Raw genomic sequence first — 13,904 nt, 5'->3', positions numbered from 1 at the left:
AGAGGCCTGAAATCAATGGGTCTGGAGCCTAGCGCGAAGCTCGTTCGCAATGTCCGGATCTTCCTCCTCCATAGCTCTTCTTGCGAGCTTCCTCTTCTCAACCTCAAGTCGGGAAACTCTACTTTCAAGTGACTGGAGTTCGGCCTCTAGGCCGGACGTGGCGAAATCTTGCGCAGATCGTATGAACAGACGAAAGACCTCTGTGGCGAAATCTGTTGGCTTTAGCTTATGAAGCTGTGCGCCGAGAGCATCGTGGATGATATCTCGGCCGATCGACTTCCTCGCGTTCGGGCATTTCTTGTTGAAGCATAGATAGTAAGGATATTTCTTCCGCTTCCCCTGCGACCAACAGCCCGTCATTTTTGCGCCACATGCGTCGCACACCAAGTGATCCTTCAAAGGAAAATCAACGCTCAAATTGGTCTCCGGAGCCTTTCTTGTAGGCGTAAGCCTCTCGATGATCGTAAGGTGCTCCTCGTAGGTTATCGCCGCCGGGTGGTTGCCCTTGGTGAGGGGCACCTCATATTTTGGGTAGTCATAGAAGCCGGAATACATCTGCCTTGGCAGAATGTTCAGCACCCTTTGGATGGTTCGAGACCCCTGAGGATACTTCCGCACAAATTCGGGCTGGTTGTTGAGAAAACGCAAGGCATCAGCCGGAGAAGCAAGTTGGCCGGAAGCGAAGCCGCGCAGCATCCGCTGAACGATCGGAAAATCGACAGGGTCGGCTTCAATGCGCTTGGCGCCGTTTTTCATCACCCTTCGATATCCATAGGGCAGCGAGAACGGCCATTCGCCGGCAAGCAATCGGCCTTTCATTCGGCTGAGCACCTGCTGTCTGTTTTTTGCCCTGTGATGTTCCGCAAACACGGCAAGTATTTTTTCGGTCATGATCGAGTCAGGGTCATCCTCAAATGATCGTGCGGGTGACGCGAGGAAGCACTTTGACTCCCTTATCATCTGCCGGACATCCAAATGTCCCTGAAGATCTCGATTCAGTCGCGATATATCGTCGACAATAACAACGCATGAAGGGTTGTCCTTCAGGTATGCCAAAAGGGCGTTTAGCCCTGGTCGGTCAGTGGTCGCTCCGGAGTAGGTGTCGGAAAATACGCGTTCCACCACAAGATTCTTACGGTCAGCGTGTGCGCGACACACCCGCTCTTGTGAGTCGAGGCCGTTGCCTTCCTCTTCCTGACGACGGCTTGAAACTCTCACGTAGATCACAGCTTTCATCGAACATCTCCCCAGATGTATCTTTGACGTTAATGCGCAGGTGCGCATTGATGATGAGATCCCAGAGAGCCAGCGCCCAAGCCTCATGTTCAAGCCGAAGAGCGTATGCCTCTTGAGGGAGCCGAGTGAAGTCGTCTTCAAGCGAGGAGGTGCATCGACGGTCGCCTAGCGGCCGGTCTTTCTGTGGTCGAACCGACATGAGCCACCCCCACGCTTCGAACACTGTCAGCCTGAACGATTCGACGGCGCTGAAAAAGAAATCTTGTTGTCAACAATCATCTTTTACCGCTGCGGTTTTTTTCCCACGGTTTTTTCGCATAAAGTCATAGTTAGAGACTCCGTTTTAGAAAATACTATTAATTGCAGGTATTTAGCTTAAGATAATATCTTGGGTGGTCCGCGGAATAATCACGACATCTAATTGTTATTAGATATGAAAAGTCGACTATCCGACTTGGAATCTATTTTTTCTCGCAAATCGGGAGTGTATCTCATCAGATACATGCAATAATTATTTTTTATACCTAAAATAAGTTTCGTCCGATTCGAATCAGTTACATGTAGTGCTTTAATCATCCACTTGCATTCGAGCTGAAGCGCGCTTCCTTCCGATCTGCTCTGTCAGCGAGCGACCTTTCAGCCCTCGTGCTGCGCAAGCTGAAGGCGGATTTCGAAGCCGCCCATCCCGGCGCCTCGATGGACAATCTAGTCGTCTCCGTTCTGGCCTACTTCTCGTCGGCGCAGCGCGAAGCACGATGGAGGCGGCGGCGCTTGCGAAACTGCCGAAGCCGAGGCTGGTGAACGAGCCGACGGTCGCTGAGTTGGCCTATGGGCTGCAGGATCGTTTGGGCGAAAGCACGTTCATCGTCCTCGATCTGGGTAGTGGCACATTCAACGTGTCCATCATCGAGATGTTCGAAGGTGTCGTGGAAGTGCGCGCCAGTTCCGGCGACACGTTCCTGGGCGGCGAAGATTTCACGGCCCTGATTGCGCGGACTCTCGCGGACAAGCTTAAGCTGGACTGGAACACTCTCTCCCCGACCGGCCTCGCGATGCTTGGCGAGGGGGCCGAGGCGGTGAAGCGGCACCTCTCACTGCATGAAACGGCCGAGGTGCCGCTGCCGATCGATGGCGGCCATGTCTATCCGAAGATCCGGCGCAGCCCCTGCAGGTTGGCGATAGTGAAGCGTTTACGCCACCTTCACGATCAGCTTGCCGAAGTTCTTCCCCTCCAGCAATCCGATGAACGCTTCAGGTGCGGCTNTTCTTCCCCTCCAGCAATCCGATGAACGCTTCAGGTGCGGCTTCGAGGCCGTCCACCACATCCTCGCGCCAGCGCAGCTTGCCGTCCGCGACCCAGCCCGAGGTTTCGGTCAGGAAGTCCGACATCTGGGCCTCCATGAACTCGGCCATGATAAACCCGCGCAAGGTGAGGCTTTTGGCCAGCACAGCCTTCATGGTGGCGGGAAGCAGGTCGGGGCCCTCAGCATCGCCGTGATCGTTGTAATGCGCGACCAGCCCGCAGATCGGCACGCGGGCAAATTTGTTCAGCAGTGGCAACACGGCTTGCCACACCGCCCCGCCGACGTTCTCGAAATAGACGTCGATGCCGTCCGGGCAGGCCTCGGCCAGACGCTCGGGGAAATTCTCGACGCGGTGGTCGACGGCGGCATCGAAACCCAGCTCGTCCACTAGATAGGCGCATTTGTCCGCGCCTCCGGCGATACCGACCGCACGGGCACCGCGCAGCTTGGCAATCTGCCCGACCATCGACCCGACCGGCCCGCTGGCGGCGGCGATCACTACCGTCTCACCCGGCTGGGGCCTGCCGATGTTGCCAAGACCCGACCATGCCGTGAAGCCGGTCATTCCCAGAACATGGAGCGCCGTCGCATCCGCCGCGTCCAGCTTTCGCAGCCCGCTGCCGTCCGAGATCGCATGGCTCTGCCAACCATTGCCCGACAGCACGATGTCGCCTTCGGCCCAGCCGTCACGGCGAGACTGCACCACACGAGAGACGGTGCCGCCCACCATCACCTCTCCAATCCGGACCGGGTCGGCATAGGATTTCGCATCGCTCATCCGCCCGCGCATGTAGGGATCCAGCGAAAGGTAGAGCGTTTCCAGCAGCAACTCGCCGTTTTTCGGTTCAGGCAGTTCCACCATCTCGATGCGGAAGTCGGTGGGCTTCGGACGTCCCTCGGGGCGGCGGGCAAGGACAATGCGCTTGGTTTGGGTCATGGGAAGGCTCCGGCTGTTTGCTCGCAAACCCAACGCGGGCTTCACCGTAGGGTTCACATGTCATGTAAACTTGATCGCTCCGGATCGCGCGCCGATCTTGAGGAGCACGGCATCCGGGAGGGCATCATGACATTCGTGGTGATCTCCGGCTCGACCGGCGGCATTGGCGTGGCACTGCTCTAAGCGTCGAACTCGCCCCGCTGCGCCCCATGGCGGGCGATCTGGCAAGGATGGGACAATGCGGTCATTCGCTGCGATGCAGAAGCTAGCGGTGGCTTAAAGGGGTCTGTGTCCATTGATCCAAGCGGCCAGAAGATAACCTGTAGCAACAGCCAAGATGCAAAGTATGACCGAAGCTGCGACGTTCACAGCGGCACAGCCTAAGGCCCTATCTCTGAGGATATCGAGGGTCTGGAGACTGAAAGAGGAAAATGTTGTGTAGCCCCCGCAAAGACCGACCATCACGAACGGTCGGGCTTGGTCCGAAACGGGAACCGACCTTGCGCGATGGTCAGCGTCGCAAATAGGCCAATGACGAATGACCCAATAATATTGCTAATAATAGTGGCGATCGGCAGCTCGCGACTGATGGGGCTGCCAGAACCGAAACACCGTAGCGCGCCAGCGTGCCAAGGGCGCCGCTGATCATGACAAGAAAACAAGACATGAGCGACATTCTGATCCTCGCAGACAGAGCAATTAAGCTGCCACACGATCCTTTAACATTTCGTCCAGACGATCAACTTCTTCGCTGGATCCGAGGATGATCGGCACACGCTGATGCAGCTCCTGCGGTTCGATGTCCAGGATGCGGCACGTTCCATTGAATGCTTTACCACCTGCCTGCTCGATCAGGAAAGCAATGGGATTGCCCTCATACATCAGGCGCAGCTTGCCGTTCTCTTTTCCCGGTCGCGTGTCGGCGGGATAAAGGAAGACGCCGCCCTTGGTCAGAATGCGATGAACGTCTCCCACCATCGACCCCATCCAGCGCATGTTGAAGTCGCGCCCGCGCGGCCCATCGGTGCCAGCCATGAGCTCCCCGATGTAGCGACGGGTCGGCTCGTTCCAGTGCCGCTCGTTCGCCATGTTTACGGCGAACTCGTCGGTGCGCGCCGGGATCGTCAGCTTCTCGGAGGTCAGCACCCATGACCCCATCTCTCGGTCGAGCGAGAAGGCATAGACGCCTGTGCCGACGGTCAGCACGAGCACGGTCTGCGGCCCGTAGATCGCGTATCCAGCCGCGACTTGCTCGCGGCCCGGCTGGAGGAAATCGGCTTCGGTCACATCGCGTCCTTCGGTGCCGGGCGGGGCCTTCAGGACCGAGAAGATCGTGCCGACGATGCCGTTCACGTCGATATTGCTGGACCCGTCGATGGGATCGTAGACCAGCAGGTATTCCCCTTTTGGAAGCCGGTTCGGAATTGGATGCAGGGTGTCCATTTCCTCGGAGGCCATAGCCGCGAGATGACCACCCCATTCGTTCGCTTCGAGCAAGATGTCGTTGGAGATCACGTCGAGCTTCTTCTGGACCTCGCCCTGCACGTTCTCCTGATCCAGAGAGCCGAGGACACCCGAGATCGCGCCCTTGTTGACCGTATGGCCGATGACCTTGCAGGCGCGCGCAACGACCTCGATCAGCAGGCGCAGTTGGGCAGGCATCGCCTTTTCGAGCCGTTGCTGCTCCACAAGGAACTGGGTCAGGGTCTTGCGTTTCGTCATTGGTGTCATGGTCCTCATTGCGACATCTGCCTCACCGGCTCGCGGTTGGTCAGCCGCAGTATTGTATATCCCAAGCTTCCCGCGACCAGTGAACCCGCGAGGATGCCGAACTTCACCCGATCCTGAAGAAGGGGATCATCGAAGGCCAAAAGGCCGATGAAGAGGCTCATGGTGAAGCCGATCCCGCAGAGCAAGGTGACCCCGAGAACCTGTCCCCAGCTTGCGCCTGCAGGCAAGTCGGCAAGTCCCGTTCGGACAAGGAGCGCAACAGCGCCAAAGATCCCGATCAGCTTGCCAAGCAGAAGACCCAGCCCGACCCCCAGCGTGACCGGCTGCGCGAAGGTTGCCAGCGACACGCCGTCAAAGGACACCCCGGCATTCGCGAAGCCGAAGATCGGCACGACAAGGAAAGCGACCGGCTTGTGCAGGGCGTGCTCCAACCGATGCAAGGGCGAGTCCGATGCTTTTGCTTCAGGTTTGGAAGGGGTGAGTTTGATCGGGATGGTCAGTGCGAGGACCACACCAGCCAGGGTCGCATGGACACCGGAACGCAGCACTAGGACCCAAAGGACAGCGCCAACAAGCATATAGGGCGTCAGCGACTGAACGCCGCGCCGGTTCAACAGAAAGAGCAAAGTCGTCGCAAAGCCAGCCGCGATCAGATCAGGGACAGACAATCCGCTCGTGTAGAAGAAGGCGATGATCGTGACCGCCCCGAGATCGTCAATGATTGCGAGTGCCGCGAGGAAGACCTTCAGGGAAACCGGAACGCGCGGCCCCAGCAGGGACAGGACGCCGAGGGCAAAAGCGATGTCCGTCGCGGATGGGATGGCCCAGCCGTGGATCGCGGCGGGATTGCCGTGGTTGAAGGCAAGATAGACCAGTGCTGGTCCCGCCATTCCTCCGAGTGCGGCCACACCCGGCAGGATGCGCCGCGGCCATGTCGAAAGCTGGCCGTCCAGCACCTCGCGTTTGATCTCCAGCCCGACCATCAGGAAGAAGAACGCCATCAGCGCGTCGTTGATCCAGTGCTGAACGCTGAGCGGTCCGACATAGGCGTGGAGCGCCCCGAAATAGGCTTCCGCCAGCGGTGAGTTCGCTGTCAGGATCGCCAGTCCGGCGACAAACATCAGGAGAATGCCGCCAGTGGCTTCGCTGTCCAGCAACCGGCGGAGAGTTGGATTGCCACGGCGGCGAGTGTGATCCTGCGTATTCATATGCGTCCTCGGCAAGCTCTCTATCGGCACCCCCGCAAGCGCCCACGCGAAACGCTGGGACGGCGGATGGCATCTGGAGCAATGTTTGCAGGAAGATAGGCAGTTCAGACCCTGCCGAGAAATTGGAAGTTTCATTGCCACTTATAGAGTGGCACTATAAGCGTCCGGTATGATCTCGATCCAACAACTCAGATACCTCGTCGCAGTCGCGGACACGCTGAACTTCAGCCGCGCTGCGGAGCTGAGCCATGTGACCCAGCCAACTTTAAGTATCCAACTCAAGGAGATGGAGGCGCGTTTGGGCGCGCAACTCGTGGAACGAACCCGAGCGCGCGTCTTGTTGACGCCGGTCGGGGCCGAGATTGCTCGACGTGCGCGAAACATCCTTGCCGAGATGGACGACATTCGCGAGATCGCGCGCCGCGACGATCCGAACGCCTTGCAGGCGACCGTGCAAATGGGGGTAGTGCATACGGTCGGTGCCTATGTGCTGTCGCTCGCGATGCCGGACCTGCGGGCGAGCTATCCGGATCTGCGCATCTTCGTTCGCGAAGGCCGTCTGGAAAACCTGCCGCAACGTTTGTCGGATGGGGTGCATGACGTGCTCCTTCTGCCCGACGATCTAGGTCGTCCTGACTTCACCTCGGTGCGCCTGATCCGCGAGCCGCTGCACCTTGTTTTGCCTGCGGATCATCCGCTGGCCGAGCGCGATACGGTCGATCCTGCCGACCTGAAGGGTGAGACGATCCTGACCATGGAACGCGGTCACCGGATCTATGACCAGATCGGTCAGCTTTGCCGCGACGTGGGCGCGATCCACGCCAGTGACTATGCCGGAACAACGCTTGATACCCTTCGGCAGATGGTCGCGACGGGCATGGGCATGTCCCTGCTTCCGGCGCTTTACGTCCGGTCCGATGTCTTGCGCGAAAAGCTCGTCGTCGCGCGACCGCTGTCACAAGGTGCGCCGGTTCGGGATTTGACTATGACCTGGCGCAGCTCCTCCCCTCGGGGAGCGTCCTATGAGCGGTTGGCGGAAACGATCAGAGGCTGTTTGGCCCCATGGGACGCGACCGCAAAATAAGGTCGTCCAATCTTCGCACATAACCGGTGCCCTAAGATGCAACTCTCGCAGAGCCTATTGATAAGATCATCCGCTTACCCTACGACTAATCAACATTATTTGAGGGGTTGATTCGATGGAAGATGACCGTGCGTTGACTGCCTTCGCTGCTCTGTCTCAGGAGACCCGCCTTCGCATCGTGCGTTTGCTGGTGAAGGCTGGCCCGGAGGGCATGGCTGCGGGCTCTATCGGTGAAGCAATCGGCGCGACGACCTCGCGCTTGTCCTTCCACCTAACCCATCTGGAACATGCGGGCCTCGTGCAGTCCCGCCGCGACGGGCGGTTCATCATCTACAGCGCGATCTATCCGGCCTTCACAGGTTTGATCCAATTCCTGCTGCATGACTGCTGCCAAGGTCATCCGGAAATCTGCGCCCCGGCGCTGAATGCTTCCTCCTGCTTTCCCTCGAAGGAGAGAGAAAATGTCTGAACCCATCTACAACGTCCTGTTCCTCTGCACGGGGAACTCCGCTCGATCCATCATCGCGGAAAGCGTGTTGAGCAAGGACGGCGAGGGCCGGTTCCCTGCCTTCTCCGCCGGGAGCAATCCGAAAGGCGATGTGCATCCGATAGCACTGAAGCTTTTAAACAATTACCACTATCCGACCGATGGATTGCGCTCGAAAAGCTTAGATGAGTTTGCCGGTCCGGACGCTCCGAAGAGGGATTTCATCTTCACGGTCTGTGGCAATGCGGCCGGTGAGGTATGCCCTTTCTGGCCCGGTCAGCCTATCTCGGCAAACCGGGGCATTACGGACCCCGCCGCTGCGCAAGGGACAGAGCTGAATCGTGAAATGGCGTTTATCGAGGCGTTGCGCTACGTCAAGACTCGCATCGGTTTGTTCAAGGAACTTCCTGTTGCCGGCCTCAATGCTGCCAGCCTGACCTCGCATCTTCATGAAATCGGGCGTTTAGAAGGCTCGACCGGTGCAAAGCCGGAGGCTGTATGACCATGGACATCGTGATCTATCACAATCCTGCCTGCGGCACGTCGCGCAACACGCTGGCGATGATCCGTAACGCGGGCATCGAGCCGCATGTGGTCGAGTATCTGAAAACACCGCCGTCGCGGGCGCTGCTGGTGCAGCTCATCGCACGGATGGGGATCGCACCGCGCGCCCTGCTTCGCGAAAAGGGCACGCCCTATGCTGATCTTGGTCTGGATGATCCGGCACTGCCCGATGATGCCCTGATCCACGCAATGATGGCGCATCCGATCCTCATCAATCGGCCCATCGTCGTCAGTCCGGAGGGCGTGAAGCTGTGCCGGCCGTCCGAGGCCGTGCTGGACCTGCTGCCGCCACAGCAAGCCGCTTTTACCAAAGAAGACGGTGAGCAGGTCGTGGACGATCACGGCAACCGCACCCGTTTCGCGTGATCCGGAGAATACCATGAGCATGTCCGAACCGAAGCGTCGACTGTCCTTCCTCGACCGCTATCTGACGCTGTGGATTTTCGCCGCGATGGCGCTCGGCATCCTGCTGGGCAGCTTGTTCACCGGCTTACCGGAGGCGCTCAACGCGATGTCGGTTGGGTCCACCAACATTCCCATTGCCATCGGGTTGGTGCTGATGATGTATCCGCCGCTGGCGAAGGTGCGATACGAGGACCTGCCGCAGGTCTTTGCCGACAAGCGAGTGCTGGTGCTGTCGCTGGTGCAGAACTGGATCATCGGGCCGGTGCTGATGTTCGTGCTGGCGGTGATCTTCCTGCGCGACCAGCCGGAATACATGACGGGCCTGATCCTGATCGGCCTCGCTCGCTGCATCGCCATGGTGCTGGTCTGGAACCAGCTCGCGCGCGGCGACAACCAGTATGTCGCGGGGCTGGTAGCGTTCAACTCGATCTTCCAGATCCTGTTCTTCTCCACCTATGCTTGGCTGTTCTTGAGCGTCTTGCCGCCGCTGTTCGGGCTGGAGGGCAGCGTGATCGACGTGGGGTTCTGGACGGTGACGGAGGCCGTGCTGATTTACCTTGGCTTGCCCTTCCTTGCGGGTTTCGTGACGCGCCGTGTCCTGATCGCCCGCAAGGGCGAGGGCTGGTATCAGGACACGTTCCTGGCCAAGATCGGCCCGCTGACGCTGGTGGCGCTGCTGTTCACCATCGTCGCGATGTTCAGCCTGAAGGGCGGCGACGTGCTGCGCCTGCCGCTGGATACGCTGCGGATCGCGGTGCCGCTGGTGATCTACTTCGCCGTGCAGTTCATCGTCAGCTTCGCGATGGGCCGCTGGATCGCGAAGGACTATCCGCGCACCACCGCCATCGCCTTCACGGCAGCGGGGAACAACTTCGAGCTGGCGATTGCTGTCGCCATTGCGGCCTATGGTCTGGCCTCGCCCGTGGCCTTCGCCGCCGTCATCGGCCCGCTGGTCGAGGTGCCGGTGCTGATCCTGTTGGTGAACGTGGCCTTGCGCCTTGGCTGTCAGTGGTTTCCCCAAGATGCCGCGCTGAAAGAGGGCTGCGCATGATCCCCGACCTGCCGAACCTGTCGCCCGAGGCCTTGCGCCTACCCCAGATCGACGGCCCTCCGCCGCGCATCCTGCTGCTGTATGGCTCGTTGCGCCAACGGTCCTACAGCCGCTTCGCCACGCTGGAAGCCGAACGCCTGCTGCGCCACTTCGGCTGCGAGACGCGGGTGTTCCACGCGGACGGCCTGCCGCTGCCCGACGATGCCGAGGCCGATCATCCCAAGGTGCAGGAGCTGCGCGATCTGTGCCTCTGGTCGGAAGGACAGGTCTGGACCAGCCCCGAACGGCACGGCGCGATGACCGGCGTGATGAAGTCGCAGATCGACTGGATACCGCTATCCATGGGAGCCATTCGACCTACTCAGGGGCGAACGCTGGCCGTCATGCAGGTGTCGGGTGGATCGCAGAGTTTCAACGCGCTGAACCAGATGCGTATCCTTGGGCGATGGATGCGGATGGTGACGATCCCGAACCAGTCCTCCGTTCCGAAAGCGTTTCAGGAGTTCGATGAAGCGGGGCGCATGCGCGCGACCCCCTACTATGACCGGATCGTGGACGTGATGGAGGAACTGGTGCGCTTTACCCTCCTGACCCGCGACCGCCCCGACCTGACCGACCGCTACAGCGAGCGGAAGGAGACGGCGGCGGAACTGTCGGCACGGGTCAATCAGAAGTCCGCGACGTGACGACACGACGCTGGCCGGTCATCTCGGCCCTCGGCATCGTCCAGATATTCGCTTGGGGCAGCAGCTACTATCTGATGGCGGTGCTGGCCGCGCCCATCGTGCAGGACACGGGCTGGCCGCTGACGCGGGTCGTGGTGGCGGTCTCCATCGGGCTGCTCTGCGCGGGGCTGACCTCGCCGCTCGTCGGGCGCGCGATCACGAGGCATGGCGGGCGCCCGGTGCTGGCCGTCGGGATCGCGCTGCTGGCCGCGGGGCTGCTGATCTTGGCGGCGGCGCAGACGCTGGCAGTGTTCTGGTTCGGCTGGGCGGTGATGGGTTTGGGCATGGCAGCCGGGCTTTACGATCCTGCCTTTGCGACGCTTGGGCGGCTTTACGGTCGTGATGCGCGCGCGGCGATCACGACGCTGACCCTGTGGGGTGGGTTTGCCGCTACGATCTGTTGGCCTTTGTCCGCATGGCTCCTGGGGCAGTTCGGCTGGCGTGGAGTGGCGGCAAGCTATGCCGCGATCCATTTGTGCCTCTGCCTGCCGATCATTCTATGGCTCATCCCGAAGGAACCGCAGTCTCCGTCAACCACCAAGCGCGGCGCGGCAACCCTGACCCCCGACGAACGGCTGGTTTTCCTCATCTTGTCGGCGCTGATGGTTCTGGCGGGCCTGCTTGTTACCACGCTATCGATCCACCTCCTGACAATTCTTCAGGCGCGTGGGATGTCGCTGAACGAGGCTGTCGCCCTCGGCATGCTGATCGGTCCGGCACAGGTCGCCTCGCGCCTGCTGGAGATGGCGGGACGAGGACGGCACCATCCGGCATGGACGATGCTGGCCGCGACCTGCCTTACTGCACTGGGGCTGATGCTACTTGCCACGGGGCTGGTGTGGCCGGGTGCGGCCCTAATCCTTCACGGTGCGGGCAACGGCATCTTTTCCATCGCCCGTGGGGCACTGCCGATGACCCTGTTTGGGCCAGAGAGGTATGCGGAGATCATGGGGCGGCTCGCACGGCCCTCGTTATTGGCGCAGGCAGCGGCACCGATGGTGGGGGCATGGGTGATTGCCCAAGGCGGGGCGACTGGTGCCTTGATGGCCGTCATGGCCCTTGCTGGCATCAACGCTTTTTTCGCGGTCTTACTGATGTCCCTTCGGTCGAGGGTTGCATCCCATGCGGTTTGAGCCGGGAAGCTTTGCCGAGATATTTTTCGTCTTCCTCCGACTGGGTCTGACCTCGTTCGGCGGGCCAATCGCGCATCTAGGATATTTCCGCGGCGATCTCGTCATCCGACGTCACTGGATCGACGAGGCGGGCTACGCCGAGATCGTCGCCCAATCGCAGTTCCTGCCCGGCCCGGCCTCGAGCAAGGTCGGCTTTACACTTGGTCTGCTGCGCGGAAACGGTCTGATGGGCGGCCTTGCGGCATGGCTGGGGTTCACGCTGCCGTCCGCCATCGCGCTGTTCGCCTTCGCGATGACCGCAGCTTCGGTAGGCGGGCCGGTCGCCGAGGGCGTTGTCCACGGGTTGAAGCTGGTCGCCGTTGCCATCGTCGCCCAAGCCTTGTGGGGCATGTCGCGCACCCTGACACCGGATCTGCCCCGCATCGGCATCGCGGTAATTGCGCTGACGCTCGCGTTGATGGTCCCGGGAAGTGTGGCGCAGATCGCAGCGATCCTGTGTGGTGCGGTGCTGGGGCCGATGATCTGCAAGGTTGGCGATACCGCCGTGGGTGAGGGGCGCGCGGTCTATCCGGTGACGATGCGCTCGGGAGTCATAGCGCTCGGCTTATTCGTTCTTCTACTGGTCGCACTTCCGATAGCCTCGGCGATGACCGGGAGCGGCCCCGTCAAGGTCTTTGACGCATTCTACCGTTCAGGCGCACTGGTCTTTGGCGGGGGGCATGTGCTGCTACCGCTTCTCGAAAGCGCGGTCGTGGCACCGGGCTGGGTCTCGCCAGAAGCGTTTCTGACGGGCTATGGCGCGACGCAGGCGGTTCCGGGGCCCCTGTTCACCTTTAGCGCCTATCTCGGCGCGTTGGTAACCCCAGCAGGACATCCAGCTATAGGGGCGACAATTGCACTGGTCGCCCTGTTCCTTCCGGGAGGGCTGCTGGCCTATGGCATCCTGCCGTTCTGGCGGAAGCTTAGTTCCATCCCTCGCGCGAGGGCGGCAGTGTGTGGGACCAATGCAGCTGTGGTCGGCATCTTGGCGGCCGCGTTTTACGATCCCGTGTTCACCGGCGCCATCCTGACCCCGCTCGATCTGTTGATTGCCATCGCGGGGTTTGCGGTTCTTGTCTTGGGAAAGGTGCCACCTTGGGTCGTGGTCGTGCTGCTTGCCGGCGCATGCGGAGTGATGGGATATCAGTTTTAAGTAGTTGCGATCGTGCTGCACCCGCATTCGCTGCGGCCTCACTGAAGGTCCGGTAAGGGCTCCGAGCGTCATTTGGGACGAATGTATGTGCCGGCTGCTGTTCGCAATCGAGATTTTCAGCGTGGCTTGCGGAAGTCGCTCATATGTATTCGGCCTGTTTCTCGGCTCGCGGGCCGTGGCCATTCTGGGGTTACGCACGCGCCGTGGTCTCATTAGCGGCAAGATCGATGATGACCCTTAGTCCCACCAGACTCTGGGGGCGTATGTTCTCCGTTCCATGCTGTTCTCTCCTGCGAACTCCGTGATGGTCAGGCGCGCGATCAGATCGCGTCCGCAACCATGTCTCTATCGTCTACCGCGTCGAAGCGGGTCCCATGTCGTAGGACGCTCCACGCGGTTCGCGCCAGTTTATTGGCTAGGGCGATAGCAGCCTTGTTGTGCGGCACTCTTGCGGCGGCGTCGGCCAGCCACGCGCCGAAGCTGAAGGCAGGCCATCGGTTTGGTCGCATCATGATCACCTTCGCCGCTTGGACAAACAACATCCGCAGGTATCGGCTACCTCGCTTGGTGATCCGGCCCAAGACCGTGCGCCCGCCGGTGCTGAACTGACGTGGCACCAGCCCGACCCAGGCCGCGAAGTCGCGCCCACGATCGAACGCTTCACCTTTCCCGACAGCCGCAACCAAGGCGGTCGAGATCATCGGACCTATGCCGGGTATGGTCATGATGTTGGCGCAGTTCTCCTCGGCCTTGCTGACTGCGACGATCTCGGCCGAGATGGCCTCGATCCGTCCGTCAAGCCAGTGCCAGTCCTCGCGCAGGCCCGTCAGGATCATGCGCATCCTCG

Annotated in this window: 14 protein-coding genes and 1 pseudogene; 9 read left to right on the top strand and 6 right to left on the bottom strand. The window is 60.6% G+C overall.

Annotated features, from left to right (window positions below; translation table 11 throughout):
* Positions 1 to 12: 12 nt before the first annotated feature.
* Positions 13 to 1,236 carry a recombinase family protein gene (locus tag E2K76_RS19315; protein WP_169053408.1) on the bottom strand — a complete coding sequence of 408 codons (1,224 nt, stop codon included), beginning with the start codon at positions 1,234 to 1,236 and terminating at the stop codon, positions 13 to 15.
* 645 nt (positions 1,237 to 1,881) lie between these two features.
* Here E2K76_RS19315 and E2K76_RS19310 point away from each other — a divergent pair.
* Positions 1,882 to 2,525 (top strand): annotated as a pseudogene (locus tag E2K76_RS19310) (Hsp70 family protein).
* Here E2K76_RS19310 and E2K76_RS19305 read toward each other — a convergent pair.
* The 4 genes from E2K76_RS19305 to nhaA all read right to left on the bottom strand — a co-directional run bounded on the left by E2K76_RS19305 (position 2,488) and on the right by nhaA (position 6,416).
* Entirely contained in the window at positions 2,488 to 3,477 is a 990-nt protein-coding gene (locus tag E2K76_RS19305; protein ID WP_136686070.1) for an NADP-dependent oxidoreductase, read from the bottom strand. The pseudogene E2K76_RS19310 and the gene E2K76_RS19305 overlap by 38 nt on opposite strands.
* A 276-nt stretch (positions 3,478 to 3,753) precedes the next feature.
* Positions 3,754 to 4,002 (bottom strand): CrcB family protein, encoded by a 249-nt coding sequence (locus E2K76_RS21160; RefSeq protein WP_350339358.1) that lies wholly within the window; start codon positions 4,000 to 4,002, stop codon positions 3,754 to 3,756.
* 174 nt (positions 4,003 to 4,176) lie between these two features.
* Positions 4,177 to 5,199: a class 1 fructose-bisphosphatase gene (locus E2K76_RS19295; protein WP_136686069.1), complete on the bottom strand. Its 1,023-nt coding sequence runs from the start codon at positions 5,197 to 5,199 to the stop codon at positions 4,177 to 4,179.
* A 14-nt stretch (positions 5,200 to 5,213) separates the two neighbouring features.
* Positions 5,214 to 6,416: a Na+/H+ antiporter NhaA gene (gene nhaA / locus E2K76_RS19290; protein ID WP_136686068.1), complete on the bottom strand. Its 1,203-nt coding sequence runs from the start codon at positions 6,414 to 6,416 to the stop codon at positions 5,214 to 5,216.
* 169 nt (positions 6,417 to 6,585) lie between these two features.
* Between nhaA and E2K76_RS19285 the strand changes: the two genes are divergently transcribed.
* The 8 genes from E2K76_RS19285 (at position 6,586) to chrA (ending at position 13,057) form a co-directional block, all read left to right on the top strand.
* Complete coding sequence (locus E2K76_RS19285; protein WP_136686067.1) at positions 6,586 to 7,500, top strand: LysR substrate-binding domain-containing protein; 915 nt, start codon at positions 6,586 to 6,588, stop codon at positions 7,498 to 7,500.
* 115 nt (positions 7,501 to 7,615) lie between these two features.
* On the top strand, positions 7,616 to 7,969 hold the full coding sequence (locus E2K76_RS19280) for an ArsR/SmtB family transcription factor (protein ID WP_136686066.1): 354 nt from the start codon (positions 7,616 to 7,618) through the stop codon (positions 7,967 to 7,969).
* Positions 7,962 to 8,489, top strand: a complete 528-nt coding sequence (locus tag E2K76_RS19275) for an arsenate reductase ArsC (RefSeq protein WP_136686065.1) — start codon at positions 7,962 to 7,964, stop codon at positions 8,487 to 8,489. The genes E2K76_RS19280 and E2K76_RS19275 overlap by 8 nt, the downstream gene beginning before the upstream one ends.
* 2 nt (positions 8,490 to 8,491) lie before the next feature.
* Complete coding sequence (gene arsC, locus E2K76_RS19270; protein WP_136686073.1) at positions 8,492 to 8,917, top strand: arsenate reductase (glutaredoxin); 426 nt, start codon at positions 8,492 to 8,494, stop codon at positions 8,915 to 8,917.
* Positions 8,918 to 8,930: 13 nt separating this feature from the next.
* On the top strand, positions 8,931 to 10,007 hold the full coding sequence (arsB, locus tag E2K76_RS19265) for an ACR3 family arsenite efflux transporter (RefSeq protein ID WP_136686064.1): 1,077 nt from the start codon (positions 8,931 to 8,933) through the stop codon (positions 10,005 to 10,007).
* A complete protein-coding gene (gene arsH, locus E2K76_RS19260; RefSeq protein WP_281280756.1) occupies positions 10,007 to 10,693 on the top strand; it encodes an arsenical resistance protein ArsH in 687 nt (228 codons plus the stop codon). Before arsB ends, arsH begins: the two co-directional genes overlap by 1 nt.
* The gene (locus E2K76_RS19255) at positions 10,690 to 11,865 is read left to right on the top strand and encodes an MFS transporter (protein WP_246033030.1); all 1,176 of its coding nucleotides are present in this window, start codon (positions 10,690 to 10,692) and stop codon (positions 11,863 to 11,865) included. The genes arsH and E2K76_RS19255 overlap by 4 nt, the downstream gene beginning before the upstream one ends.
* A complete protein-coding gene (gene chrA / locus E2K76_RS19250; protein ID WP_136686062.1) occupies positions 11,855 to 13,057 on the top strand; it encodes a chromate efflux transporter in 1,203 nt (400 codons plus the stop codon). The genes E2K76_RS19255 and chrA overlap by 11 nt, the downstream gene beginning before the upstream one ends.
* Positions 13,058 to 13,377: 320 nt before the next feature.
* Here chrA and E2K76_RS19245 read toward each other — a convergent pair.
* The coding region (locus E2K76_RS19245) for an IS110 family transposase (protein ID WP_136686061.1) at positions 13,378 to 13,904 on the bottom strand (527 nt) is incomplete at its 5' end.

Origin of the sequence: Falsirhodobacter xinxiangensis, assembly GCF_004959935.1 — a bacterium.
Classification (GTDB): domain Bacteria; phylum Pseudomonadota; class Alphaproteobacteria; order Rhodobacterales; family Rhodobacteraceae; genus Falsirhodobacter; species Falsirhodobacter xinxiangensis.
The sequence above is the reverse complement of the archived record's forward strand: the minus strand, read 5'-3'. Positions and strand labels throughout refer to the sequence as shown.

Bases quoted from the DNA above. Each gene is read 5' to 3' on its own strand.
- arsB (WP_136686064.1), top strand. From the start codon at position 8,931: ATGAGCATGTCCGAACCGAAGCGTCGACTGTCCTTCCTCGACCGCTAT.
- arsC (WP_136686073.1), top strand. From the start codon at position 8,492: ATGGACATCGTGATCTATCACAATCCTGCCTGCGGCACGTCGCGCAAC.
- E2K76_RS19280 (WP_136686066.1), top strand. From the start codon at position 7,616: ATGGAAGATGACCGTGCGTTGACTGCCTTCGCTGCTCTGTCTCAGGAG.
- E2K76_RS19275 (WP_136686065.1), top strand. From the start codon at position 7,962: ATGTCTGAACCCATCTACAACGTCCTGTTCCTCTGCACGGGGAACTCC.
- E2K76_RS19285 (WP_136686067.1), top strand. From the start codon at position 6,586: ATGATCTCGATCCAACAACTCAGATACCTCGTCGCAGTCGCGGACACG.
- chrA (WP_136686062.1), top strand. From the start codon at position 11,855: ATGCGGTTTGAGCCGGGAAGCTTTGCCGAGATATTTTTCGTCTTCCTC.
- E2K76_RS19315 (WP_169053408.1), bottom strand. From the start codon at position 1,236: ATGAAAGCTGTGATCTACGTGAGAGTTTCAAGCCGTCGTCAGGAAGAG.
- E2K76_RS19295 (WP_136686069.1), bottom strand. From the start codon at position 5,199: ATGACGAAACGCAAGACCCTGACCCAGTTCCTTGTGGAGCAGCAACGG.
- nhaA (WP_136686068.1), bottom strand. From the start codon at position 6,416: ATGAATACGCAGGATCACACTCGCCGCCGTGGCAATCCAACTCTCCGC.